Below are 23,358 nucleotides of genomic sequence, written 5' to 3' on the forward strand. Positions count from 1 at the left end.
CGGCCCTGGCCCGGGGCGGCCTCCCGCGCGCGCCGGCGAGCACGGGGCCGGGGTGCCGGTGGCGGAGCTGAGTGCCCGCTGCACGGCGGCGTCCCCGGCCGTGCCCCCGGCCACTTCCTCGGTGGCTTCCTCGGTTGCTTCGTCGGTCTCGTCTCCGGCCGCTTCCTCGGTCTCGGACCCGGTCTCGTCCCCAGCCGTGTCGCCGGTCGCGTCCCCGGTCTCGCGTCAGGGTGAAGTGCGCCTGGCCGCCTGAGGGTTCAGCACCCGAAGGAGCGCGGGAGGGAACTCGGAGGGCCCGGGAGGGCCGTACGGGGCGCGGTTCACGCCCCGTACGGCCCTCCCCCGTACGGCCCTCCCCCGTACGGCCCTCCCCCGTACGGCCCTCCCCCGCCCGCAGGCCCCGGGCCCCTGCCCCGCCCCGCCCCGCTGTTACGCGACTGCGTTCCGGCGGCTGAGCACCTGGTCGGCGAGCCCGTACGCGACGGCTTCGCGCGCGGTGAAGACCTTGTCCCGGTCCATGTCGGCGCGCAGCTGGGCGAGTTCGTGGTGGGTGTGCCGGGCGAGCACCTCCTCCACCTCCGAGCGGATCCGGAGCATCTCCTTCGCCCGCAGGCTGAGGTCGGACACGGTGCCCTGCTGGCCGCCGCTCGCGGGCTGCCCCAGCAGGACCCGTGCGTGGTCGAGGACGAACCGCCGCCCGGGGTCCCCGCCGGCGAGCAGCACCGCGGCGGTCGAGGCCGCCTGCCCGACGCAGAAGGTCGAGATGGGCGAGCTGACGAAGGTCATCGTGTCGTAGATGGCCATCAGCGAAGTGACCGATCCGCCCGGCGAGTTGAGGTAGAGGGAGATCTCGGTCTCCTGGCTGGACGACTCCAGGTGCAGCAGCTGCGCGATGACGACGTTGGCCACACCGTCGTCGATCTCGGTGCCGATGAAGATGATCCGCTCCGAGAGCAGCCGGCTGAAGACGTCGTAGGACCGCTCCCCCTGCGGGGTGCGCTCGACGACGTTCGGAATCGTGTACTGACCCATGTCCACCGCGTACCGGTCCATCTCAGAGCCCCGTCCGTCGCCGGGGGCCGGCCGGGCGGACGTCGCCGAGCGACTCCACGACCCGGTCCACCATGCCGTACTCCATGGCCTGCACCGCGGTGAACCAGCGGTCGCGGTCACCGTCGCGGGAGATCGTCTCCTCGCTGCGGCCGGTGTGCTCCGCGGTGATCCGTTCGATGGCCTTCTTGGTGAATTCGAGGTTCTCCGCCTGGATGGCGATGTCGGCTGCGGTCCCACCGATGCCGGCCGACGGCTGGTGCATCATGATCCGCGCGTTCGGCAGGGCGAAACGCTTGCCACGGGTGCCGACAGTGAGCAGGAACTGGCCCATGCTGGCGGCGAACCCCATCGCGAGAGTGGAGACGTCGTTCGGGATGAGCTGCATCGTGTCGTAGATCGCCAGTCCCGCTGTCACGGAGCCGCCGGGACTGTTGATGTACAGGCTGATGTCCGTCTTGGGGTCCTCCGCCGACAGCAGGAGCAGCTGGGCGCAGACCCGGTTGGCCGACACCTCGTCGACCTGGGTGCCCAGGAGGACGATGCGCTGCATCAGGAGCTGTGCGGCCAGGTGGTCGTCGAAGCGGGTGGCGGGTGTGCTGTCGTCGTCCGACGCACGGGGGGCGAGGGCAGTGCCCCAGCCGGTAGAGGGAGTTGGCATCGGGGTCCTCCTTGTCGGGGCGCGGGACTCCTGCTCCGCGCTCTGCCCCCACTGTCGGCCCGGTGGTGGCCCCTGCCGGGCTTTCTCGGCCCGCAGCAGATTCGCTGACGGCAGAGCCCGCCGGGCCCGCGGTCGGCTGCGGGGCCGGCCGGGGTGTCTGGAGCCCGGGTTCGCCCGCGGTGGCCGAACGCACCGGTGGCGGGGACCCACGTGTGCCGTGGGTCCCCGCCACCGGTGCTGGCCGCGAGTCGAGCGATGTCCTTCCGGGCCTCCGGGCCTCCGGGCCTCTGAGCCTCCGGGCCGTCGGGCCTTCCGTCAGTCGGCCGCGGGAATCCTCCCGGCCTCCTGCTTGCCGAGCGAAGGCAGGTAACGCCCGATCAGCAGCTTGTACAGACCCGCGCCGAGCGCACCGCCGACGAGCGGCCCGACGATCGGCACCCAGAAGTAGAAGTTGCCGTACTGATCTCGCCACGCCGTGTGATAGCCGGTGATGAAGCTCGCCAGCCGGGGGCCGAAGTCACGGGCGGGGTTGATGGCGTACCCGGCGTCGGCGCCGAACGCCATCCCGATGGCGACGATGAGCAGACCGATGAGCAGCGGCCCCAGGTTGGCGCCGGGCGGGTCGTTGAGCAGGTCGGTCAGGGCGAACAGCACGAACAGCAGGATCGCCGTACCGAGGATCTGGTCGCGCAGCGCTCCCCACTCACTGACGGGCAGATTTCCGTTGCCGGGCAGCGTCGAGAAGACGAACTGCGTCTTGAAGGTGTGGCCGGGGTCGAACTTGGCCAGCACTTCGGTGTAGTTCCACCGTACGAGCAGCGCGGCGACGAAGGCACCGGCGGTCTGCGCCACGATGTAGGGGGCGACCTTCGCCCAGGAGAAGCCGCGGAAGAGGGCGAAGGCGAGGGTGACCGCGGGGTTGATGTGGGCCCCGCTGATCCGGCCTGCGACATAGACGCCCAGGGTGACGCCGAGACCCCAGGCCCAGGCGATGCTGTCGTGGTCCCCGAGGCCCGCGGCCACGACCTGCGCCACCACCCCGCATCCGAACAGGATGAGGATCAGGGTGCCTGCGAACTCGGCGGACAGTTCAGAGACCAGACCCGTTCTCTTTGCGCCTTTTGACATGGACACCTGCCTCCAGACAATGCGGGCTGAGACGTACGGCCGGCGGCACGCAGGGGCAGGGGGCGGCAGACTGACGCACCGTACGACCGAAGTACGCACACCGGCATACCCCATACGACGTGCACCAGCGCACCGGCGCAAGCTGTGGCGCGCGACCGGGTGTGACCACCCCCATGGGGACACCACCCGGCCGGGTGCATCCAGTCCGGCACCAACGGCCCCCACCGAGCCCACGCCCACCCACTCTTGACGCGAACACGTCGAGCTGAAATGGTCTGGACCAAGTTGGCGGAGACCACTGACGCCGTTGCCGCACCGCGCGGTTCCCTCCGGCACGAGGTGGTCGGCGCCGCTCCCCTTCGCGCCTCTCGGCCCCACCCGCGAGAGGCCGGCCTGGACGCGCCCGGCCCCCCACAGGCCGGGCGCGTCCAGGAAGACCTGATGTGAAGGAGTTCTCATGCACGCGAAAAGGAAGACAGCCGCGATCCTCGGTGCGGTCCTCGCGCCCGTACTCGCGCTCAGCCTGCCGGTCGGCTCCGCGAGCGCCCACGGATATATCTCGTCACCGCCGAGCAGGCAGGCACAGTGCGCCGCACACACCGTCAGCTGCGGTGCCATCACCTATGAGCCGCAGAGCGTGGAGGGGCCCAAGGGCCTGCAGAGCTGCAGCGGCGGGAACGCCCAGTACGCCGAGCTGGACGACGACTCCAAGGGCTGGGCCGTCACACCGGTCTCCTCCACCACGGAGTTCAAGTGGACACTGACCGCCCAGCACGCCACCAGCACCTGGCAGTACTTCGTCGGCGGCCAGAAGATCGCCGAGTTCGACGACCACGGGGCGAAGCCCGGCGCGACCGTCACCCACTCGGTGAATTTCGGCGGCCTCAAGGGGCAGCAGAAGGTCCTGGCCGTCTGGAACATCGCGGACACCAGTAACGCCTTCTACACCTGCATCGACGTGAACGTCGGCTGACACAGAGACCGCACCGGCACGGGCGGGCCCCGCCCAGGACAGTCCGGGGCCCGCCCGCGCCGGACGGTCGCTGCCGTGGTCGCCAGGCTCAGCCGAGTACGCGGCGGACCGCGGGCAGTGCGTCGCCTGGGTTGCGGACCAGGATCATCCTGGCGGTCGGCGCGTAGGCGTGAATGACGTTGAGAATTCGGTTGAACCAGAGGCTTGTCAGCTCGGTCGGCGGTAGCTCAGGGTCCTGGCCGCTGATGAAGCTGCCGATCACCACGCCGTCGTACTCGGTGTTGCTCAGTTCCTGGATCAGCCGGGTGTCACCGGCCTCATCGTCGGTGAGGACGATGACCGTGGCCGCCAGACCCGCCTCCCGCAGGCGTGCCTGAACCTTCTCGCCTATCTCCGGGTGCTTGCCGAAGCCCAGAACCCGCCACGGTTTGAGGACGTCCGATGTCGACAACGCCGTCTCCTGCTCCTAGAATTGGCTTAACCATAAGTCGAATGACTTGACTGGGAGGCTAGTCAAATCACATGACAAGCGTCAAGAGCACTCAGCGCAAGTACCGCTCCCCCTTGCGCGACGAGAGCGCCCGCCGTACTCGCGAGGCCGTGGTGGAGGCCGCCGGGGAGGTGTTCGTGAATGAGGGCTACTCGGGCGCCACGATCGACCAGATCGCGGCGCGCGCCGGTGTATCCCGTCAGACGGTCTTCGGAGTGGGCGGCAAGGCGCAGCTGTTCGGGCTCGCCCGCCAGCGGGTGGCCGAGGGCGGTAGCGTCAGCGCCAACGACGGAGACTTCCGGCGGATCCTGGTGATCCAGGACGCGCACCGGCTTCTTACCGAGTTCGCCGCCTTCACTGCTGCCATCTCGCAGCGGCTCGGGGCCCTGCAACTGGTGCTCGAGCAAGCCGCAGGAAGCGACTCCGAGCTGGCACAACTGCTGGAGAAATCCCAGGACGAGCTGCTGGAGTGTGCCCGTGGCGTCCTCGCGGCGGTGGCCGCGACAGGTTCGCTACGGCGCGATGTCCCCGCCGAGGTTGCCGCCGACATTCTGTGGCTGCAGATCCAGCCGGCCAATTACCGGCGTCTCGTGGAGGAACGCGGCTGGAGCCACCGCGCGTTCGAGCGGTGGCATGCCGCGACCATGATCGCCGCCTTGTTGGAACCTGATGGAGCCGGGTAGCCGGCGGATAGCCGGATAGCCGGTTCTGGCCTGACACTTGGGTCACGAGCCACCCCGGTGTGTCTCGGCCCTCGCGCGGGCGGCGACTCCCCGGCCGAGGCGAACGCCGCCGATCGTGATGCATCAGGCCGGGTTGGCGAGGTCGACGTGCGCCCGGCTCGTCGTGAAGCACACAGTCCCTCCGTCGCCCGCGATCTGCGCGCCCCAGTCGCCATAGTCCTGGCCGCGACTAACCGGGGTGACGGCGCAGTTCCTCGACGCTGAGACGGAACCCGCCATGCCACTCCACGGAGCAGCCAAGGCGCAGGGGGCTGCGGCCGACGGCGGTGCTTCGGTAACAGGGGCCCAGGGCGAGGCCGAGTGCCAGAAGCGCGGCAGGCGGTGGACGCCGGGGCTGGAACACTCGCTCGGCACGCGCTTGTGCTCGCCCGGCCGGACCTGCCCTCGGGGCCGCCCGCTCAGCCGTCCCCGCCCCAGGAGGTCGCCGGCCTCCTCCGTCGTCTCCTTGCGCAGCAGGTGTGGCGGCCACAGGTGCTCGGAGCCAAGGTGGTTCACCACGTCGTCGCGCAGACTCCACTCGGAGCATCCCCCGCTCTTCCTCCTGGTTTTCGCGGTGGACACGGCGTCGGTTTCCCCTGCACGTGCGGACGCCTCCGAAACCCCGTTGACTACGGGCCCTTGCGGGGGGGTGGGATCACGGCCGCTGGCAGGACCGCCTTGGCCGGCTGCGGTCCCGACACTACGTAACCAGGTGCGACCCCGGCCGTGCTGACAGGCGGTGAGATCCACGAGCTGTGGTGCTGACGGAACCCGAGACTCGCCTGCGCCTCCCTGTTCGTCACCGACGCGCACGGTGGTTTTGATCACGAACTGTTGATACCGGCTGTGAGGTGCCCGGTTGGGCCTCCGCCTCTGGCTGATGCCTGCTGCCCGTACGCCCCGGACTGGACACTGGAGGCAGCGCCTATCCCCCTATCCCCTATCCCCTATCCCCTATCCCCTATCCCCTATCCCCTATCCCCTATCCCAGGATGGGGTCGCGGTTGAGAGTGATGGAGTTGACGGATGTCAGGTCGTAGGTTTGCGCGTTCTGTGCCGGGAGTTGAGGGTGACAGCCGACGCCGTTGTAGCCCGAACACAGGCTGACACCGGCACCGTTGTACTGGTTGTTGACGATGTAGTGGTGGCCGTACTTGCCGCTCAAGTTGTGGGCACCGTAGCTGTAATACACGTCAGTCGGGTGGGGGCTGCCCCATGGATTGACGTCCTGGCCGTAGATGCACACAGCCCCGTACGGGCATCCCACCCAAGGGCCGTCGGCGGGTGCGGCTGACGCTGTCCCGCTGCTTGCCAGTCCGATCCCAGCGAGCAAGGCACCAGCAGCAAGAGCCGTCGTGATTCTGCGCAGCATGACGGAGTTCCCCGTTCGTTTGTGGCCCCTGTTCTGCGGGCCGGTCGGCCTCAGACTGGCCCGCACAGGCGCCGGACAGCAAGGCCGACACGAGCACATCTACATCTGGAACTACCCGCTCCCACAGGCCGAGTTCCCGGGGGCGGTGGGACGGCGGCCTCTGCTCTGCCCTCGACCTCGTCGGCCACGACACCACAACGAACACCCGCACCGCTGGGAACCATCACCGAGGACGTCATCAGGTCGGTCTTCGACGTCAACATCACCGGCCCCATCCATGACCGCCCAGAAGGCGCTGCCGCTGCTGTCCATGGTCCTGAAGAGCCGTCCGTAGTGGGCAAACGCGCCGCCCAGCCCCATCACATGGTCGTTCACCACGTTCAGCCAGGTGGTGCCCTTGGGGCGCAGCCCGAAATACCGGGGGTTCGACCCCGCGTACAGGGTCTGCACGGGCACGGTGAAGCTGATCCCGTCGGCAGAGGTGATCAGGCCCGCCACTCCACGCCCTCATGACGTCGATCCTTGCTGGGCCTCGATGGACAAGCCGTTCGCCACCGAGACGTCCTCCGCCCGGAAATAACCCTGATCGACCTGGACCAGACGGCCCCGGCTGGGCGTCGGAACGTCCACCTCGCTCAACTGCCTTACGGCCAGGGGAGGAAGGCTTCTCCTCGGGTTCCGCGGAGGTTCTTGCACACGATGAAAATCGCCGGGGCACAGGGTTCACGTGCGCTACTGTGCAACGTGTTGCAGTCGAGGGGGAACCAGGGGGAAGCGTGATGCGTGCGATGCGGGGCCGGACAGGTCTTGGGCACCGAAGCCAGAACGGAGTGAGGCAAGGCGGCGCGAAAGCGGCCGCCTTCGGACTCATCGCGGTCGTAACGCTCTCGTTGAGCGGGTGCGGGGGTGGCGATTCGGATGGTGCGCCGGACGGCAAGAAGTCGACTGCTGAGAAGACCGCTGCCGAACAGCCCGCCGCGGCCGGCTCCAAGGGCCTGGGCCTGGGCCTGGAGATGAAGGGCGCAAATGGCGCGGTGCTCACCATCGACTCCGTGCAGCGGTACGACGGCGGTGTGGTGACCGTCCGCGGCGAGATGCGCAACGACGGCAAGACGGCACTGAACACGGACCACTGGACCGGCGGCAATGACCTGTCGCTGAAGAACGGCTACTCCTCATCGGGTGCCACCCTGGCGGACCTCAAGGGCAAGAAGCGCTACTACCCGCTGCGGGACACCCAGGGAAACTGCTTGTGCAACCAGTTCCACACGGTCTTCCAGCCCGGCGACACGGCCGCGGTCTTCGTCCAGTTCCCGGCGCCGCCCGAGGGCACGACGGAGGTCGACTTCGCCATGCCGACCTTCGGCACCGCCCCTGTCAAGATCACGGTCGCGCAGTGAGGCCGGCCACGACGGCACGCGCCGCTGCCCTGCGGCTCGCGGCCTGCGCACTCTCCGCCGTATGCCTGACGGCTTCCCTCGGTCTGTACGACGCCCCCGGGGCCGACGCCGCCCCCTCGCCCAGCGCTTCGACCGAGCCGCCGCCCGTCCCGGTCGACCCACACGCCGCGGTGCTGAAACTGGCGCACGGAGCGGAGCTGGCCCCTCCGGTGGTGGTTGACATCCTCTCGGTTACCGGAGACCTGTCCGGCGACTCGGGGCGCGAGGAATCGAACGACGATATCAAGCTGACCCTCCAGGCCGAGGTCCTCTTCGCCAAGGACAGCGCGGAGCTGAGCGGTCGTGCCGACGCCCGGATCACCGAGGTCGCCGAGGAGATCAGGAAGAACGGCCCGCGGAAGGTAACGGTCCGCGGCTTCACCGACGACCTGGGGACGTACGCCCACGGCAAGGTCCTTTCCACGAAACGCGCCGATGCCGTACACACGGCGCTCGCCGCGAAGCTGGGTGCGTCCAGCGCCGTCTTCGCGGTGGTCGGCAAGAGCGAGGACGACCCCATCGCGGACAACTCCACCGAGGAAGGCCGGAAGAAGAACCGCAGGGTGGAAATCTCGTTCGGGCGAGGGACGAAGAGGTAGGCCGCTCCCGGTCGACGCTCCCCTCTGTACCCCTCCGGGGACGACGTGGCTGCTGACATCTGGGACAGCCGACGGGCGCCGACGAGGCACCGACCACGTCCGCCGCGGGGACGTTCGATCATGTCTCGGACCCTGCCATGCCATGTGATCTCGGCCGTTTGTGCTTAACCCCGGTACGTCTCCAGCAGCCGCCGTCCGGTACAACCTACCGAAGCGACCGATGTCATGAAGGTGAAGTACAAGGAGACGGCCCGTGGCGGGCTCGCGGTGAACATCATCGAGTGCTAGGCAGATGGGCCCTGACCAGCGCGTTCGTGTCTTTCAGCGCTGTCAGGTCCTTCCCTGCTTACGCGGCGGAAAGTCCCTGGAACCTCCCTGAGATAGACGTGAAAGTCCCTGAAAAGTCCCTGGGATGTCCCTGCTTTGCCGCGTTCTTGAGGAATGCGCGGTGCCTCCAGGACGACCATGCGCCCTAACCGTTGTCGAGTACGGAGTGCAACCGGTACACGCGTCGGGTAGCGAGACCTACGCATTACGAGACCGAGAGCATTCATGCTGGGTGGTGTCACACTGTGCCGCCTGGTGACGTTTTGCCTGATCAGACCATATGCGGCAGTCTCCCCTGTGCGACCTCGTATTGACTCGTCCAAAGGCATCTGTCCACCGGCTGTCCACCGGAGCACGCCTTGGTGCGGCTATCGGTGACCATCTGCTGACGCAGCTGGAGGGCCCGATGCCGACCTCGAGCGCAGTCCAACGATCTTGTCAGAATCTCACAACCGGCGCAGTCGTTCCGGCCACTTTGCTCGGGCGAGAGCTTCCCGGATCGCGCCGCACTGAGCCGCAACCACGGACCGACCGTGCCGGTCTCCGTGATCTGCCTCTCGAAGTACTTCAGGAGGACCTGCAGCCGAGGTGTGTCAGGAGGAAGGTCGAGCACGGCCGGCACCGTGTAGGGCAGCCGAGCCTGCTGACCGATGCCGCTGCTAGTGCGGATGGAACACCACCGCCGCTGGCAGGTCGAGCATCCTCTTGCGGAGTGGCGTGCACGGGTGACTGGCGAGCTGGCGGTAGGTGGCGTGCCACTCCTCTTGCATACGGTCAAGATCGTCGGGAATCGGCCTCATAGCTAAATACAATCATGTGTTCGAATTCGGATGCATCCCTGCAGCACGGCGCCGGTTGTGGCTAATCATCTGGGCAGGCTGGGGGCTCCTGCTGGTGGGGGTACTGGCAGGGTCTCTCAGTTTCGGGGGCTCGTGCCTAGCCTGGGCATATGGACAATCAGGCTGAAGTGCGCGCTTTCCTCAAGTCTCGCCGTGACAAGATCACGCCCGAGGAGGCTGGCCTGCCCTCGTACGGGAACCGCCGGGTGAGCGGCTTGCGGCGAAGTGAGGTCGCGATGCTCGCCGGGGTGAGCGTTGAGTACTACACCCGGCTGGAGCGCGGGAATCTCGGCGGGGTGTCCGAGGGAGTGCTGGACGCGCTCGCGCAGGCCCTGCGGCTCGACGACACCGAGCGCAGTCACCTGGACGACCTGGCGCGCGCCGCGAACTCGACGCCGGCCCGGGCGAAGCGTCAGCCGGTCCGGACGGGCGTGCGGCCGAGTGTGGAGCGGATCGTGGAGGGGATGCCGGGGCTGCCTGCGTTCGTGCAGAACAACCGGTTCGACATTCTGGTCTGCAATCCGCTGGGGCGGGCCTTGTACTCGGAGATGTACGCCGATCCGGCGTGCGGTGCGAATACGGCGCGGTTCGTGTTCTTCAGCCCGGCCGCAAGGCGCTTCTACACCGACTGGGAGCGCATCGCCCGGGGCGCGGTCGGTGCGTTGCGGATCGAGGCAGGGAAGAACCCCTATGACCGGGAGCTGTCGAACCTGATCGGTGAGCTGTCGACCCGCAGCGATGCCTTCCGGGTGCTTTGGGGTGCCCATGACGTGCACGTCTTCCGCGAGGGCAAGAAGCGGTTCAACCATCCCGTTGTCGGGGATCTGGAGCTGGACCATGAGTCGATGGATCTGCCGGGCGGCAGCGGGCTCATCATCGCCGCGTACAGCGCCGCCCCGGGAACGGCTGCTGAGGACGCCTTGAAGCTGCTCGCCAGCTGGTCCGCGCCGTCCGAGGCACCGCTGGACACCGAGGCGAACTCCGAGAGCTGATCCCTCCGTCCCTGACTTCCTTCGCCCCCGGCTGCTTCCTGCGGCCGGGGGCGAGCGGGTTTCGGTTGCTCAGGATGCGTAGCTGGGGGTCTTGGGGAGTACCCCTCACAGCGGAGGCTCCCTCGTTGCCGGGGATCGCGGTTGCATGGTGGTCGCCCCGCGTTTCGGGGTTCAGGCCGGTGACTGCTTCGGCTGGTCCCGCCGCCATCCACTCGTACAGCAAAGGCTGTTTCCGCATGTCCCCTCTGCGACAGAAAACCACTACCAAGCTGCCCTTCGTCGTGCCGCTGCTGGCCCTGGGTACCTTCTTGATGAGCACGACGGAGTTCATCATCGCGGGCATCCTGCCCGAGATGGCCTCCGACTTGGGCGTCAGCGTTTCCCAGGCCGGTCTGCTGATCACGGCCTTCGCGATCGGCATGATCATCGGCGGGCCCACGATCTCGCTCGCCACTCTGCGTCTGCCCCGCCGGTCGACGCTGGTCATGGCGCTGGGCACGTTTGCCGCCGGCCACATGATCGCGGCGCTCAGTTCGTCGTTCACCGTGGTGCTCGCGGCCCGGGTCCTGACCGCGCTGGCCACCGGCGCGTTCCTGTCGGTCGCCTCTGTGGTCGCTACGTCCGCGGCCGGGCCGGCCGCCGCGTCCCGGGCCATGGGCGTGATGATGAGCGGCATGGGCCTGGCCATCGTGGCCGGTGTGCCGCTGGGCTCGTTCGTCGGCCAGTCGATCGGCTGGCGCGGCACCTTCTGGGCGTTGACCGTCCTGGCCGTGATCGCCGCTGTGGTGATCGGCCGGTTCGTTCCCGCCGAGGAACACCGTGAGGCGCCCTCCGTGCGCTCCCAGCTCGGCGTCCTGCGCCATGGGCGGATGTGGCTCGTGCTGGCCGCGACGGCGCTCGTCTCGGGCGGGTTCCTGGCCGCCTACAGCTACATCTCACCGCTGCTCACCGAGCGGACGGGCCTGTCCGAGGGCGTTGTGCCGCTGGTCCTGGTCGGCTTCGGTATCGGTGCTCTGCTGGGCACGAACCTCGGCGGACGCTTCGGCGACCGCAGGCCGCTGACCACGTTTCTGGCCATTGCTGCCGGATCCGGGCTGGTGCTGTTCCTGCTGATCCCGCTGTCCGCCAGCACGTTCCCGACGGTCGTCCTGGTGGTGCTGCTGGGCCTGACCGGTATGGCGGTCACGTCGATCGCGACCCCGCTGGCCGTGCGGTTCGGGCACTCGGCCCCCGGGCTCGCCGCCGCACTGACCGTGTCCGGATTCAACGTCGGCATCGCCGTCGGCACCTGGATCGCGGGCAGTGCCCTGGACTCCCCGCTCGGTGTGAGGGGCCCGGAGGTCGTCGGTGTGGTCATGGCCGCCCTCGGCATGATCCCGCTGCTGATCCTGGCCGCGATGCGCGCCACTCGCACGAATACTTCTGAGGCGGACCTTACCGACGGGCCGGCCAAGGTGTCCTCGCAGGATGAGGCCGACGACCGGGTACTGGTCTGATCCGCTGGTCCCGGACGCAGCAGTGCCCCTTCCTCAGGAATCGGACAGACTCGCCAGACGCTGCCGTGGGGCTCTGACCTGTGGGAATCGACGCGGGGGTCCCTGCCGGTACCCCTCACAGCAGAGACTCCCTCATTCCCTCCGATCGCGGTTGCATGGTTACTGCCCCGCTTTCACAGGGACGCCGGTTTCACCGGCCCCGTCGCACCGTGCCCTGTGAATCCGGCAGATCAAATTCGTTCGCTCTATCGCCCCGAGAGGTTGTGCGCCATGGCTGAGGAACAGACCGCCGTTCAGAAGATGCTCGGTGACTTCGCACCCGAGCTGGTCCGGCTGACCGACGACGTCCTGTTCGGTGAGGTGTGGGCAGACGAGGGCCTGTCCCAGCGGGACCGGAGCCTGATCACTGTTTCCACTCTGATCGCGCTCTACCGCGCCGACCAGCTCGCCTTCCACCTGCCGAAGGCCCTGGAGAACGGAGTCACGAAGGACGAGCTGGTGGAGGCCATCACTCACATCGCTTTCTACGCAGGCTGGCCCAACGCCATGAGCGCGATCGCCCAGCTGAAGAGCATCGTCGAGTCGGACCCCGACGCCCGCTGACCCCCGCACCAATCCCCTCTGGAGCACCCCGTCTCATGAGCAAGGTCTTCTTCATCACCGGCGCCGGCCGCGGCTTGGGCCTGGACATCGCCCGCCAGGCCCTGGAAGCCGGCCATCAGGTAGTGGCCACCGGCCGCCGCCCCGAAACCATCCTCAAGGCCCTTGGCGGCGAGCACGACAACCTTCTGGTCACCGCCCTGGACCTCACCGACGCCGGCACCGCCGACGCAGCGGTCCGCGCGGCCGTCGACCGGTTCGGACGGATCGACGTCCTGGTGAACAACGCGGCGAACTTCTACGCCGGCTACTTCGAGGTGGTCTCCGATCAGCAGATGCGCCAGCAGATCGAGACCAACGTATTCGGGCCGATGAACGTCACCCGCGCCGTGCTGCCCGTCATGCGCGAGCAGCGCGCTGGGCACATCATGACGATCTCGTCGCTGGCCGGACTGGTCGGCCAGGAGTTCACCGCCGCCTACACGATGTCGAAGTTCGCCGTGGAGGGCTGGATGGAGGCCCTGCACCTGGACGTGGCGCCGTTCGGGATCCGCACCACGACGGTGGAGCCCGGGTTCTTCCGCACCGAGCTGCTGGTGGAAGCCTCCACCACCTGGCCGGAGCTGACCGTCGATGACTACGCCGAGAGCACCGCGGCGCAGATCGCGGGCTGGAAGACGATGAACGGCCAGCAGGCCGGTGACCCGGCCAAGCTCGCCGAGGCGCTGCTGAAGGTCGCTGCCCTGGAGGAGCCCCCTGTGCGGTTCGTCGCCGGTGCTGACGCCATCGCCGCGATCGAGACCCACGCCAAGGAGCTGCTGGCCCAGGTGGACGCATCGCGCGCGCTGGGGATGAACCTGGCCCACGGCGACGGCCTGGCCTGACCAGCACGAACCCATGGCCCGCTACACGATGGGGCCGCCAAGAGCTCTGCCGGGAACTCGCGGAGCCAGATGTACGGACTCGGGTACGGCCTCGATCAGGCTGCCCGTAGCCACGTGATTGGAGAACGACAATGAACAAGCGTGAGCTGGGAACCAGCGGCCTGGAAGTGTCCTCGATCGGACTCGGCTGCATGGGCATGACGTTCGGCTACGGGCCCGCCGCCGACACCGGCGAGGCCACCAAGCTGATCCGCGCGGCCGCCGATCTCGGCGTCACCCTGTTCGACAGCGCCGAAGCCTACGGCGAAGCGAACGAGAAGCTGGTGGGCAATGCCCTGGCCCCCGTGCGGGACCAGGTCGTCATCGCCACGAAGTTCGGCTTCAAGGACGGCAACTCCACAGCCGGCCTGGACAGCCGCCCGGAGCGGATCCGCCTGGTCGCCGAGCAGTCCCTGCAGCGGATGCAGACCGACCGGATCGACCTGTTCTACCAGCACCGGGTGGACCCCAACGTCCCCATCGAAGAGGTCGCGGGCACCGTCCGTGAACTCATCCAGGAGGGCAAGGTCAAGCACTTCGGCCTGTCCGAGGCCGGTGCGGACATCATCCGCCGGGCCCACGCGGTGCAGCCGGTCACGGCCGTGCAGAGCGAGTACTCGATGTGGTGGCGCGAGCCCGAGCAGGTCATCCTGCCGACCCTCGAAGAGCTCGGTATCGGGTTCGTGCCGTTCAGCCCGCTCGGCAAGGGCTTCCTGACCGGCGCGATCAAGGAAGACACGAAGTTCGCGGAGAACGACATCCGCAACGTCCTGCCGCGATTCGAGGACGAAGCCCGTCAGGCCAACCTCGCGCTGATCGCCCTGCTCGGCGACATCGCCGAGGCCAAGCAGGCCACCCAGGCGCAGGTTGCCATCGCCTGGCTCCTCGCGCAGAAGCCGTGGATCACCCCGATCCCCGGCACGACGAAGCTGCACCGGCTCGAAGAGAACGTCGGCGCCGACAATGTCGAGCTCACCGCACAGGACCTGCAGCGCATCGAAACTGCTCTGTCCGAGGTGCAGATCAAGGGCGACCGGTACACCGCGCAGCAGCAGAGCACCGTCAACCGGTAGGGCCCAAAGCCAGCAGGGAGCAGCCGGTTCCTCGGCGGAGCCCGGGGCGCCACACACCGTCCTCTTCCCGGCGCGTCGCCTCATGGCGCTGCGCCGGGAAGAGGGGCCAAGCGCGTAGGGAAAGAGTTATGGAACAGCACGTACTCCAGGGCCGTGTCGCCCTGGTCACCGGCGGCACGACCGGACTCGGCTTCGGCGCTGCCAAGCGCCTCATAGAAGAGGGTGCGTTCGTCTACATCACCGGCCGCCGTCGACACGTCCTCGACGACGCCGCCGAACGGCTCGGCCCGTGCGCCCGGGGCATCCAGGCCGACGTGTCGAGCAAGAGCGACATGCTCCGTGTGGCCGACACCATCAAGGCGGCCCACGGGCACCTCGACATCGTCTTCGCCAACGCGGGCGGCGGGCACGCGACACCGCTGCCCGAGCTCACCGAAGAGCAGATCGACAGCGAACTGGGCATCAACATCAAGGGCGTCGTCCTGACGGTGCAGAGCATGCTGGACGTCCTGCGCGACGGCGCGTCCATCGTCCTCAACGCCTCGATCACCGCCGACATGGGACTGCCCGGCTTCGCCGCCTACGCCTCGTCGAAGGCAGCCGTCCGGTCCCTCGCCCGCAGCTGGACGACCGACCTCAAGGACCGCCGGATCCGGGTCAACTCCGTCAGCCCCGGCGTCGTGCCCACCGAGGGTTACGGCCACGAGCAGAAGCTCAGCGACGCCGACGTCGCCGCCTACGTCGAGCGTGTCGCCAAGGAGATCCCGGCCGGCCGCGTAGGAACTGCGGAGGACATCGGCAACGCCGTCGTCTTCCTCGCCTCCGACGCCAGCAGCTACATCAACGGCATCGACCTCATCGTCGACGGCGGCATGACCCGTGTCTACGCCGGTCAGAACTGACCAACACGCCCACCGCACCGCCCGGAAAACGGCCTGGATGGAAGACATCACCCATGCCGAGCACTCGCGCCGAAACCGCTGCCCTGCCCAAGCACGCGAGAAGGAGAGAGAACATGACGGACACGATGCGCGCACTCATCGGCGGAATCGGGCCTCACTGGCAGATTCGGGAGCGGCCCGTACCGCAGCCCGGCCCAGGCGAAGTCCTGATCCGCACGGTCGCTGTTGCCACCAACAACGCCGACATCGGCATGCTCGCCGAATCCGACCCGATTAACGGCGGACACGGCAGGGAGTTCATCGCCGGCTTCGAGTACGCCGGTGAGATCGCCGCCGTCGGAGAGGGCGTCGACACGTGGGCGACCGGCGATGCCGTCATGGGCTCCACGCCCTCTTCCTTCGCCGAGTACACGATCGCCGACCACCGGTTCGTGCTGCCGATCCCCGAAGGCGTCGACCCGGCAACCGCCTGCGCGCTGCCCACGGGGCTGCTCACCGAACACGGCTCTCTCGTCAAGGCCGGCTTCACCACGGGGCAGAGCGTCCTGGTGACCGGTGCCTCCACCGGGATCGGACTGATCGGCGCACAGATGGCCAAGGCCCTCGGCGCGTCCCAGGTGATCGGCACGACCCGTTCGGCGGACAAGCGGGAGTTGCTCACCGCCGTCGGTGTGGACACCACGGTCATCACCTCGGAGGCGGACCTGACCGAGGCGGTGCTGGCCGCAACCGGCGGGCAGGGCGTCGATGTCGTCCTCGACCACGTCGCCGGGCAGACCTTCGCCCAGTGCCTGCCCGCGACCAAGCACGATGGCCACATCGTCAACATCGGCCGCCTCGCCGGCCCCGCCTCGACCATCGGCATCGACCACTTGTCCTACCGGCATCTCACCGTCCACGGTGTCTCCTTCGGGTTCACCCGGACCCGGGAGATGAGCACGGTCATCGCCGGGCTCCTTCCGCAGGTCATGCCGGCGGTCGCTCGCGGCGACATCCGCCCGGTCATCGACCAGACCCTGCCCTGGACCGAACATGCCAAGGCGTCCGGGCTCCTCCGGGCCGGTGGCCTGCGGGGAAAGATCGTCATGACACTCACCGGCGCCTGAGCCGCACCAACCGCCGACGCCGGCCCTCACCTGTGCCGTCGCACCGGTGCGGGAGTCCGAGCGCCGGCCACGCACGAAACGAAAGCAGATCCCCATGACCGCCAAGGAAGTAGAGCGCCACATCATCTGCGAGGTACGGGCGAAGACCCCGCACCGCGAACAGGTCCAGGAACTCCTGCTGGAGCTCGTCGGCCCGGCGCGGGCGGAAGCCGGCTGCCTCTACTACGACCTGTACGAGCAGGCCGATGCGCCCGGAACCTTCTTCATCGTTGACGGCTGGACTTCGGCCGAAGCGATCGCCGAACACGCCGACCATCCGAACGTCACCCGGGTCGTGGACCAGCTGACACCCCTGCTCGACGTGCCTCTCAAGGTCACGACCAGCACCCGCGTCAGCGACCCGCAGTAGACGAACCACGCTTCGACCGCGCACCCGCACGCCCATCAGGGAGGATCCATGGCCCGCATCTTCATCACCGGTTCGACCGACGGCCTCGGCCTGATGGCCGCCCAGCTCCTGTCCGGCCAAGGCCACACAGTGGCACTCCACGCGCGCAACGCTGTCCAGGCCCGAGACACACGCTGCGCTCCCCGACAGCCTCGGTGTAGCCGTTGGTGACCTCTCCAGCATCACCCAAACCCGTGAAATCGCCACCCAGGTCAACGACATGGGCCCGTTCGATGCCGTCATCCACAACGCCGGCATCGGCTACTACGGGCGCAGCCGCGTGGAGACCGAGGACGGCCTCTCCGACGTCTTCGCCGTCAACGTGCTCGCCCCCTACCTCCTCACCGCCCTGGTCACCCCGCCCGAGCGGCTTATCTACCTCAGCTCCGGGATGCACCACAGCGGCGACACGACGCTGCGTGACCCGCAATGGACCCGGCGCCCGTGGCAGGGCTCCCAGGCGTACTCGGAGTCCAAGCTCTACCTCACCGCCCTCGCCATGGCCGTCGCCCGCAGGTGGCCCAGCACGCTCTCCAACGCGGTCGACCCCGGCTGGGTCCCCACGAAGATGGGCGGCAGCAGCGCCACGGACGACCTCCAGGCTGCCCCCGTCACCCAAGCCTGGCTTGCGGCCGGCGACGACAGTGCGGCCCGTGTGACCGGCAGCTACTTCCACCACCAGCAGCCCCGCACCCCCCACCCCGCGACCCGGTCGCGCGAGCTGCAGGACCGGCTCCTGGAGTACTGCGCCGGCCTCAGCCAGGTCGGTTTCCCAGTCGGCTGAACAATCCCGCCGTGCGCGCGAAGAGCTCGCGCTCCCCACGCATGCCCTCCCCGTCGGCAGCGGGCTCATCCCCATCGGCCCCGCCGGAGCGACACACGGGCCGCTGCATCGCGCGCCGACGCCCACAAGAGAAGGAATCAACCATGACCAGCCGCAACTCGCTCCTCACCCTGAACAGCGGCGTGCAGATGCCCGCCCTCGGCCTCGGTGTCTACCAGAGCGCCCCGGAAGAGACCACTAAGCAGTCCTCGCCTCACTGCACGGCGGCTACCGCCTCATCGACACCGCCGCCGCGTACTTCAACGAGCGGCAGGTCGGCTAGGCCATCGCCCGCTCGGACGTCGACCGCTCCGACATCTTCGTGACGACGAAGCTGTGGATCAGCGACTACGGCTACGACTCGGCCCTTCGGGCGTTCGACGTGAGCCTGCGCAAAACAGCCACTCATCTCATCAGCGGTTTCTCAGCGGACGAGAGGCATCGCGAGTCACAGCCTCAGTTGTGGCTGCCTCCGAGTGACCATCCGGTCGGAATCTGGACGACCGAACTCTGACCTGCGACGCGGCGGGTGGAGAGCCGGCGTCCAGCTCTCGACGCAGATGGAGTGCGAAACCAAAGCTTGTCCCGCAAAGATCGTCAGGGGTGTCTCGTGGCCCCTCGGGCTGCATCGCCATGGCTGCACGCTCTCGCCGTCGGTTACACCGTGCCGCGGAGTCTGGTTGCGCTCCTCGGAGGTCGACGCCCGGACCTGTTGACGGCATGATCTTGGATGCTGCGTCCGCTGAGGAATCCTGGAGCCTACGCGAGTTTTTTCCGCATCAACGTGCACATCGTTTCGTAGCGCCGCAACGATCCATCAGGGGCTTGCTCGTCCCACGAGTCCGGCTGGCGGTCATACGCGATATAACCCAGCCTTTCGTACAGCGCACGTGCCCGGGGGTTGTTTTCCTCCACACCGAGCTCGGCCTGCCGCAGACCGCGGTTTCTGATCCGCAGTTCCGCGGCTTCGACAAGGAACGTGCCGATCCCGCACGACTGCAATGCGGGGTGGACTGCCAGCTGCCACAAAGTGCCGACTCCCTTCTTGACCTGGTAGTCGACGCCGCCTTTCGCCACAGGGATGTCCGTTGCAGGGCAGACAGCAAGGTAGTCGACTTCGCCGCCCCGGACACGCTCCAGTTGCTCGGCGACGCCGGCCAGGTGGTGGTCAGACCCTGCCCACCCACACGACGCGAGGTCCGCGTGCACCAAATCACGGGCTGACAGCTTCAACACGACGTTGATCATCTTCAGTACCTCCGGCGATCCAGCATCCATGCCGATCGCCCAGGGCACAAAGCGGTTTCCTCAGCCCGCGCTCCTGGCTCGCGCTCCACTGCCGCCGGGGCAACCAGACGAACGCCGCTGCTGACATCGATCACAAGGCCTCCGTCCAGGATGAGCTCCAGGACATCGTAGAGATTTCCCGAGCCGCCCCCCGCTCGATGAGCTGGTATTTGCCTTTGATCCTGAACAACACTCATGGTGAATCACCTTCCGGGAACTGCCACGACTCAGCGGTCTTCTGGCAGCACCTGGGTGTCAGCGCTCGATCTGCCCCTTCGCGCAACGGCAAATTCACTCGTAGCCAACGAGTCGCCCCTGCAGGTCGAGCGAAACCCGGTAGGCGGCCATCGCGCCGGCGGTGTCACCGCAGGACGGCCCGGGTCAGGGTGACCATCGACGTAGACACCGGGACGGGAAAGGGAGCGGACGACGCAACCCGGCGGGGTGAGACATGGCAGACGATCGATGACGATCCCGATCAGGGAAACCCGCATCGCTGAACCGTACGCCCGGTGAACAGGGCCACCGTACGTCTCCTCGAATATCCTCCGCCGGCTTCGTTCTGTTTCCCCTCTCGATCAAGGGGTACAGGCCAAGTGAACGCATGTTCGGTAGAATTCAAAATGCATTCGATCCACAAGCCACGAAGAGAAAGGATTTGCCCATGCTGACGGCAATCGCAGACGTCCTGAGGTCTATCGGCGGGGCAATTGCCACCGTCGTGGCCCTGCCTTTCAAGGCTGTGGCACGACTGTTCGGCGGAGCCGCCGACAGTACCCACGGCCGCCACTGACACCCGGACGGCGGGGGCGGGCGGCAGGCGTTCACCGGGCCTGCCGCGGAGGGCAGAGGAAAGGCAAGATGACCACTGACAGCACACCCGCCACCCGGCCACCTGACCAGGGCGACCGGCCCCGCGCGGTCTGCGCGCGTCTGACAGCTCTGATCGGGCAGGGCGACCTCCGGCTTCCCCTGCCCGGCGGCGGCCGTACCGTCGACCGTTTCCGGACGCTGACGGAGCTGGGCCGCGATGACCTGACGCTCGCCCGGCTTGCCGAGGGCCATGTCGACGCGATCGCCATCCTCGACGAAATCGAGGGATCGCGGCCCGACGACGGTGAGTGCTGGGGTGTGTGGGCCGCCCAGCCTCCGGGACCCGGTCTCACCGCCACCCCGAGCGGCAGCGGATGGCGCCTCGACGGCGTCAAGCCCTATTGCTCGGGCGCGCACACCTGTACCCGCGCGCTGGTGACGGCGGACAGCCCCGAGGGGCGCCGCCTGTTCGCCGTGACGGTGAACGACGACGGGGTGGCCCCGGTGCCAGGGACCTGGCAGGCGGTCGGGATGGACGCCAGCGACTCCCCGGACGTCTCCTTCTCGAACGTTGCGGCCGTCGCCGTCGGAGGGGTGGAGGACTACGTCAACAGGCCGGGTTTCCAGCACGGCGGCATCGGTGTCGCAGCATGCTGGCTGGGCGGAGCCCGCGCCGTGGCGGACACTCTGGTGGAGTCGACCGTCCGGCGTCCTCCCGACGCTCACGCCGCCGCGCACCTGGGCGCAGTCGACATGCTGATCAGCTCGGCGGAGACCGTGATGGAGCGGGCCGCCGCGGACATCGACACGGACCCGTTCGACATCTCGGGCGATGCGCGGATCCGGAGCCTGCGGGTGCGCGCGTTCGTGGAAAAGGTCTGCACCGAGGTGCTGCACCACGTGGGGCGCGCCACCGGTGCCGCTCCGCTGTGCCACGACCCGCGGCATGCCAGGGCCGTCGCCGATCTCACCGTCTACATCCGCCAGCACCACGCGGAACGCAACCTCGCCGAGCTGGGGAATCTGCTCAGCCTGAACGAGGAGCAGCAGTGACCGGCGCACGGTGGACAGCAGCCACGGCCATCGACGCTCCCGGCACCCCGGAGACCGAGTGGGCCCGCTGGGACGGCCTGCTCCGCCTTCCCGCTGCCGCACTGCCCCGCGGTCCCGTTCTGGTCGTCGCGGCGCATCCCGACGACGAGGTGCTGGGTTTCGGCGGCACGATGGCCACCCTCTCGGCCGACGGCAACGACGTACACCTGGTGTCGGTCACCGACGGCGAGGGCTCACACCCGCGCAGCCCGCTGGTCTCCCCCGCCGAACTCACGGTGATGCGGGAGACCGAGCTTGAGCACGCGGTCGCCGATCTGGGCCTGCCCGGCCTTCGACCGCGGCGCCTCCAGGTGCCCGACACTCGCGTCCACCAGCACGAGGGCGAGGTTCGGGCCGGCATCACGGCGGCTCTGCGCGAAACCGGTGCCGTGCTGTGTGCGGCGCCCTGGACCGGTGACCTCCACAGCGACCACGAGGCAGCCGGGCGGGCGGCCGGCGCGGCATGCCTGGCCGCCGGTGTGCCCCTGTGGCTCTACCCCGTTTGGATGTGGCACTGGGCTTTCCCCGGCGACGAACGCGTCCCCTGGCAGGATGCCGCACGGATCGCACTGCCCCCAGAGGCTTCCACCCGCAAACAGCGGGCGATCCAGCGGTTCACCAGCCAGATCATGCCGCTGACCGCGAGCGAGGGGGACGCGGCCATCCTTCCTCCCGAGGAACTCGCCCATCACATGAGGCCGTTCGAGGTGGTCTTCCGATGAGCACTCCAGCGAGCTATTTCGACCGCATGTACGCCGGAGCGCCCGATCCCTGGAGCCTCGCCGAGCGGTGGTACGAGCAGCGCAAGTACGCCCTCACCGTCGCCTCGCTCCCGCGCCGCCGCTACAGCAGCGCCTTCGAACCCGGGTGTTCCGTGGGGACTCTCACCGCGCAGCTCGCCGGCCGCTGCGACCGCCTGCTGGCCACCGACCGGGTGCCGTCGGCGGTCCGGGCCGCCGCGGATGCCACCCGCGGCCACCCGCACGTGGACGTCAGGGAGCTGACCATTCCCGACGAGTGGCCGCAGGCCGCCTTCGACCTCATCGTGCTGTCCGAGCTCCTCTACTACTTCGATGACCGGACTCTGCGGGACATCCTGGCCCGCACGGTCGCCGGCCTCGAACCCGGAGGAACCCTCGTCACCGTGCACTGGAACCACCCGGTGGCCGAGCACCGGCTCACCGGTACGGATCTCGCGCCCCTGCTCACCTCCGTGCCCGGCCTCGAGACGCTCCTCGACGTGCGTGACCCGGACTTCACACTCCACGTCCTCACCCGGCAGCACCCGGACGGACGGGCGGCACCCAGCCCTGCGGCCGAAGAGGGACTGGTGTGAGCGCCCGGCCCACCGCCTGCGCCGTGATCATCCCGGCCCACAACGAAGCCGCCACGCTGCCCGCGACCCTGCGCAGCCTCAAGGCGGCTGCCGCCCACCGGGCGGTACCCGGCGTCCCGCTGGTGACTGTGGTCGCGGCGGACGCGTGCACGGATGGCACGGCGGCTGTCGCACGGAGGGTGGGCGCACGGGTGGTGGAGCTCGCCCGGCGCAACGTAGGAGTCGCACGCGCCGCAGCCGCCGAGGAAGCCCTCAGGCTGCTGCGGCCGTACGAGCATGGGCTGTGGATCGCGACCACGGATGCCGACACCGTCGTCCCCGCGGACTGGCTGGCCCATCAGCTCCGCCACGCCGAGGAGGGGTGGGAGTGCCTGGTGGGTACCGTCCGGCTGACGCCCCACCCCCTGCTGCACCCGGCCGTCGTGGCCAAGCACAATGCCCAGTACTTCGCCGGCCGGCCTGCCGACTCCGTTCTCTGGACGCATCCGCACATCCACGGCGCCAACCTCGGTGTCACCGCGGCCGCCTACCGCGCAGCCGGGGGCTTCCCGCCTCTTGCCCACAGTGAGGACCGGGCCCTCGTCGCCGCGCTGCAGCGGCAGCACCGCCGGATCCTGCGCACGGACCGGTGTCCCGTCCTGACGTCGAGCCGCCCGGACCACCGGGCTCCGCACGGGCTGGGCGCCGCCCTCAACATCCTCGCCCGGGCACCCGGTGACCGTCCGGACAGCAGGGACTGACCACGCAGGCGGACCCACCGGCCCCGGCTCACAGCCCGGACGCGGCCCGCGGCCGTGGCAGGCGCATACGGAGAGGGTGTCCGGCGGCCCCGCAGCGGAGGGGAAGCTGACCGGCGTCCCGCGGCCC

At 68.5% G+C, this 23,358-nt stretch carries 25 protein-coding genes and 3 pseudogenes; 20 read left to right on the forward strand and 8 right to left on the reverse strand.

Translation table 11 applies throughout. The features are described 5' to 3' along the window. The coding region (locus tag G3I19_RS36820) for a hypothetical protein (protein ID WP_203599260.1) at positions 1–234 on the forward strand (234 nt) is incomplete at its 5' end. Positions 235–429: 195 nt separating this feature from the next. Here G3I19_RS36820 and G3I19_RS06725 read toward each other — a convergent pair. The 3 genes from G3I19_RS06725 to G3I19_RS06735 form a co-directional block, all read right to left on the reverse strand. Continuing rightward, positions 430–1,032: an ATP-dependent Clp protease proteolytic subunit gene (locus tag G3I19_RS06725; RefSeq protein ID WP_164260611.1), complete on the reverse strand. Its 603-nt coding sequence runs from the start codon at positions 1,030–1,032 to the stop codon at positions 430–432. A 22-nt stretch (positions 1,033–1,054) separates the two neighbouring features. Next, the gene (locus tag G3I19_RS06730; RefSeq protein ID WP_164260534.1) at positions 1,055–1,711 is read right to left on the reverse strand and encodes an ATP-dependent Clp protease proteolytic subunit; all 657 of its coding nucleotides are present in this window, start codon (positions 1,709–1,711) and stop codon (positions 1,055–1,057) included. Positions 1,712–2,026: 315 nt separating this feature from the next. After that, positions 2,027–2,839 (reverse strand): MIP/aquaporin family protein, encoded by an 813-nt coding sequence (locus G3I19_RS06735; RefSeq protein ID WP_164260536.1) that lies wholly within the window; start codon positions 2,837–2,839, stop codon positions 2,027–2,029. 457 nt (positions 2,840–3,296) lie between these two features. On the opposite strand from G3I19_RS06735, the gene G3I19_RS06740 reads away from it, so the two are divergent. After that, on the forward strand, positions 3,297–3,812 hold the full coding sequence (locus tag G3I19_RS06740) for a lytic polysaccharide monooxygenase auxiliary activity family 9 protein (RefSeq protein ID WP_164260538.1): 516 nt from the start codon (positions 3,297–3,299) through the stop codon (positions 3,810–3,812). An 88-nt stretch (positions 3,813–3,900) separates the two neighbouring features. Here the strand turns inward: G3I19_RS06740 and G3I19_RS06745 are convergent, their stop codons facing one another. Then, a complete protein-coding gene (locus G3I19_RS06745; protein ID WP_164260540.1) occupies positions 3,901–4,263 on the reverse strand; it encodes a hypothetical protein in 363 nt (120 codons plus the stop codon). A gap of 71 nt (positions 4,264–4,334) precedes the next feature. Here G3I19_RS06745 and G3I19_RS06750 point away from each other — a divergent pair, with 71 nt between their 5' ends. Then, on the forward strand, positions 4,335–4,985 hold the full coding sequence (locus tag G3I19_RS06750) for a TetR/AcrR family transcriptional regulator (RefSeq protein ID WP_164260542.1): 651 nt from the start codon (positions 4,335–4,337) through the stop codon (positions 4,983–4,985). A 189-nt stretch (positions 4,986–5,174) separates the two neighbouring features. Here G3I19_RS06750 and G3I19_RS37300 read toward each other — a convergent pair. Continuing rightward, a pseudogene (locus tag G3I19_RS37300) lies at positions 5,175–5,340 on the reverse strand (DUF3626 domain-containing protein); the annotation flags it as partial. Between the two features lie 666 nt (positions 5,341–6,006). Next, complete coding sequence (locus G3I19_RS06755) at positions 6,007–6,396, reverse strand: hypothetical protein (RefSeq protein WP_164260545.1); 390 nt, start codon at positions 6,394–6,396, stop codon at positions 6,007–6,009. Between the two features lie 830 nt (positions 6,397–7,226). Between G3I19_RS06755 and G3I19_RS06770 the strand changes: the two genes are divergently transcribed. The 12 genes and pseudogenes from G3I19_RS06770 to G3I19_RS37305 form a co-directional block, all read left to right on the forward strand. Next, positions 7,227–7,796, forward strand: a complete 570-nt coding sequence (locus G3I19_RS06770) for a hypothetical protein (protein WP_343235011.1) — start codon at positions 7,227–7,229, stop codon at positions 7,794–7,796. Further along, complete coding sequence (locus G3I19_RS06775) at positions 7,793–8,434, forward strand: OmpA family protein (protein ID WP_164260547.1); 642 nt, start codon at positions 7,793–7,795, stop codon at positions 8,432–8,434. The genes G3I19_RS06770 and G3I19_RS06775 overlap by 4 nt, the downstream gene beginning before the upstream one ends. 1,276 nt (positions 8,435–9,710) lie before the next feature. Beyond that, a complete protein-coding gene (locus G3I19_RS06780; RefSeq protein WP_164260549.1) occupies positions 9,711–10,592 on the forward strand; it encodes a helix-turn-helix transcriptional regulator in 882 nt (293 codons plus the stop codon). Between the two features lie 236 nt (positions 10,593–10,828). Beyond that, entirely contained in the window at positions 10,829–12,088 is a 1,260-nt protein-coding gene (locus G3I19_RS06785) for an MFS transporter (RefSeq protein ID WP_164260551.1), read from the forward strand. A gap of 270 nt (positions 12,089–12,358) precedes the next feature. Further along, positions 12,359–12,691: a carboxymuconolactone decarboxylase family protein gene (locus G3I19_RS06790; protein WP_164260553.1), complete on the forward strand. Its 333-nt coding sequence runs from the start codon at positions 12,359–12,361 to the stop codon at positions 12,689–12,691. A 35-nt stretch (positions 12,692–12,726) separates the two neighbouring features. Beyond that, positions 12,727–13,572: an SDR family oxidoreductase gene (locus G3I19_RS06795; protein ID WP_164260555.1), complete on the forward strand. Its 846-nt coding sequence runs from the start codon at positions 12,727–12,729 to the stop codon at positions 13,570–13,572. Positions 13,573–13,703: 131 nt separating this feature from the next. Next, positions 13,704–14,684, forward strand: a complete 981-nt coding sequence (locus G3I19_RS06800) for an aldo/keto reductase (RefSeq protein ID WP_164260558.1) — start codon at positions 13,704–13,706, stop codon at positions 14,682–14,684. 128 nt (positions 14,685–14,812) lie between these two features. After that, positions 14,813–15,586, forward strand: coding sequence for an SDR family oxidoreductase (locus tag G3I19_RS06805; RefSeq protein WP_164260560.1), 774 nt, complete (start codon positions 14,813–14,815; stop codon positions 15,584–15,586). Positions 15,587–15,699: 113 nt separating this feature from the next. Then, entirely contained in the window at positions 15,700–16,692 is a 993-nt protein-coding gene (locus G3I19_RS06810; protein ID WP_164260562.1) for a zinc-binding dehydrogenase, read from the forward strand. Between the two features lie 94 nt (positions 16,693–16,786). After that, on the forward strand, positions 16,787–17,101 hold the full coding sequence (locus G3I19_RS06815) for a putative quinol monooxygenase (protein WP_164260564.1): 315 nt from the start codon (positions 16,787–16,789) through the stop codon (positions 17,099–17,101). A 238-nt stretch (positions 17,102–17,339) separates the two neighbouring features. Then, positions 17,340–17,924 (forward strand): SDR family NAD(P)-dependent oxidoreductase, encoded by a 585-nt coding sequence (locus G3I19_RS06820; protein WP_343235012.1) that lies wholly within the window; start codon positions 17,340–17,342, stop codon positions 17,922–17,924. A gap of 143 nt (positions 17,925–18,067) precedes the next feature. Then, positions 18,068–18,360, forward strand: a pseudogene (locus G3I19_RS37305) (aldo/keto reductase); the annotation flags it as partial. A 362-nt stretch (positions 18,361–18,722) separates the two neighbouring features. Here G3I19_RS37305 and G3I19_RS06825 read toward each other — a convergent pair. Both G3I19_RS06825 and G3I19_RS37310 read right to left on the reverse strand, forming a co-directional pair. Beyond that, positions 18,723–19,211, reverse strand: a complete 489-nt coding sequence (locus G3I19_RS06825; RefSeq protein ID WP_164260566.1) for an N-acetyltransferase — start codon at positions 19,209–19,211, stop codon at positions 18,723–18,725. A gap of 125 nt (positions 19,212–19,336) precedes the next feature. After that, a pseudogene (locus G3I19_RS37310) lies at positions 19,337–19,447 on the reverse strand (gas vesicle protein); the annotation flags it as partial. 467 nt (positions 19,448–19,914) lie between these two features. Between G3I19_RS37310 and G3I19_RS38025 the strand changes: the two are divergent. The 5 genes from G3I19_RS38025 (at position 19,915) to G3I19_RS06850 (ending at position 23,231) form a co-directional block, all read left to right on the forward strand. After that, entirely contained in the window at positions 19,915–20,043 is a 129-nt protein-coding gene (locus G3I19_RS38025) for an LPFR motif small protein (protein WP_275402697.1), read from the forward strand. A 68-nt stretch (positions 20,044–20,111) separates the two neighbouring features. Beyond that, positions 20,112–21,116 carry an acyl-CoA dehydrogenase gene (locus tag G3I19_RS06835; RefSeq protein WP_203599262.1) on the forward strand — a complete coding sequence of 335 codons (1,005 nt, stop codon included), beginning with the start codon at positions 20,112–20,114 and terminating at the stop codon, positions 21,114–21,116. Then, complete coding sequence (locus G3I19_RS06840) at positions 21,113–21,877, forward strand: PIG-L family deacetylase (protein ID WP_164260568.1); 765 nt, start codon at positions 21,113–21,115, stop codon at positions 21,875–21,877. Before G3I19_RS06835 ends, G3I19_RS06840 begins: the two co-directional genes overlap by 4 nt. After that, complete coding sequence (locus G3I19_RS06845) at positions 21,874–22,491, forward strand: SAM-dependent methyltransferase (protein ID WP_164260570.1); 618 nt, start codon at positions 21,874–21,876, stop codon at positions 22,489–22,491. Before G3I19_RS06840 ends, G3I19_RS06845 begins: the two co-directional genes overlap by 4 nt. Then, positions 22,488–23,231 (forward strand): glycosyltransferase, encoded by a 744-nt coding sequence (locus G3I19_RS06850; protein ID WP_164260572.1) that lies wholly within the window; start codon positions 22,488–22,490, stop codon positions 23,229–23,231. The genes G3I19_RS06845 and G3I19_RS06850 overlap by 4 nt, the downstream gene beginning before the upstream one ends. Positions 23,232–23,358: the final 127 nt, after the last annotated feature.

The organism is Streptomyces sp. SID10853 (genome assembly GCF_010548145.1).
Classification (GTDB): Bacteria; Actinomycetota; Actinomycetes; order Streptomycetales; family Streptomycetaceae; genus Streptomyces.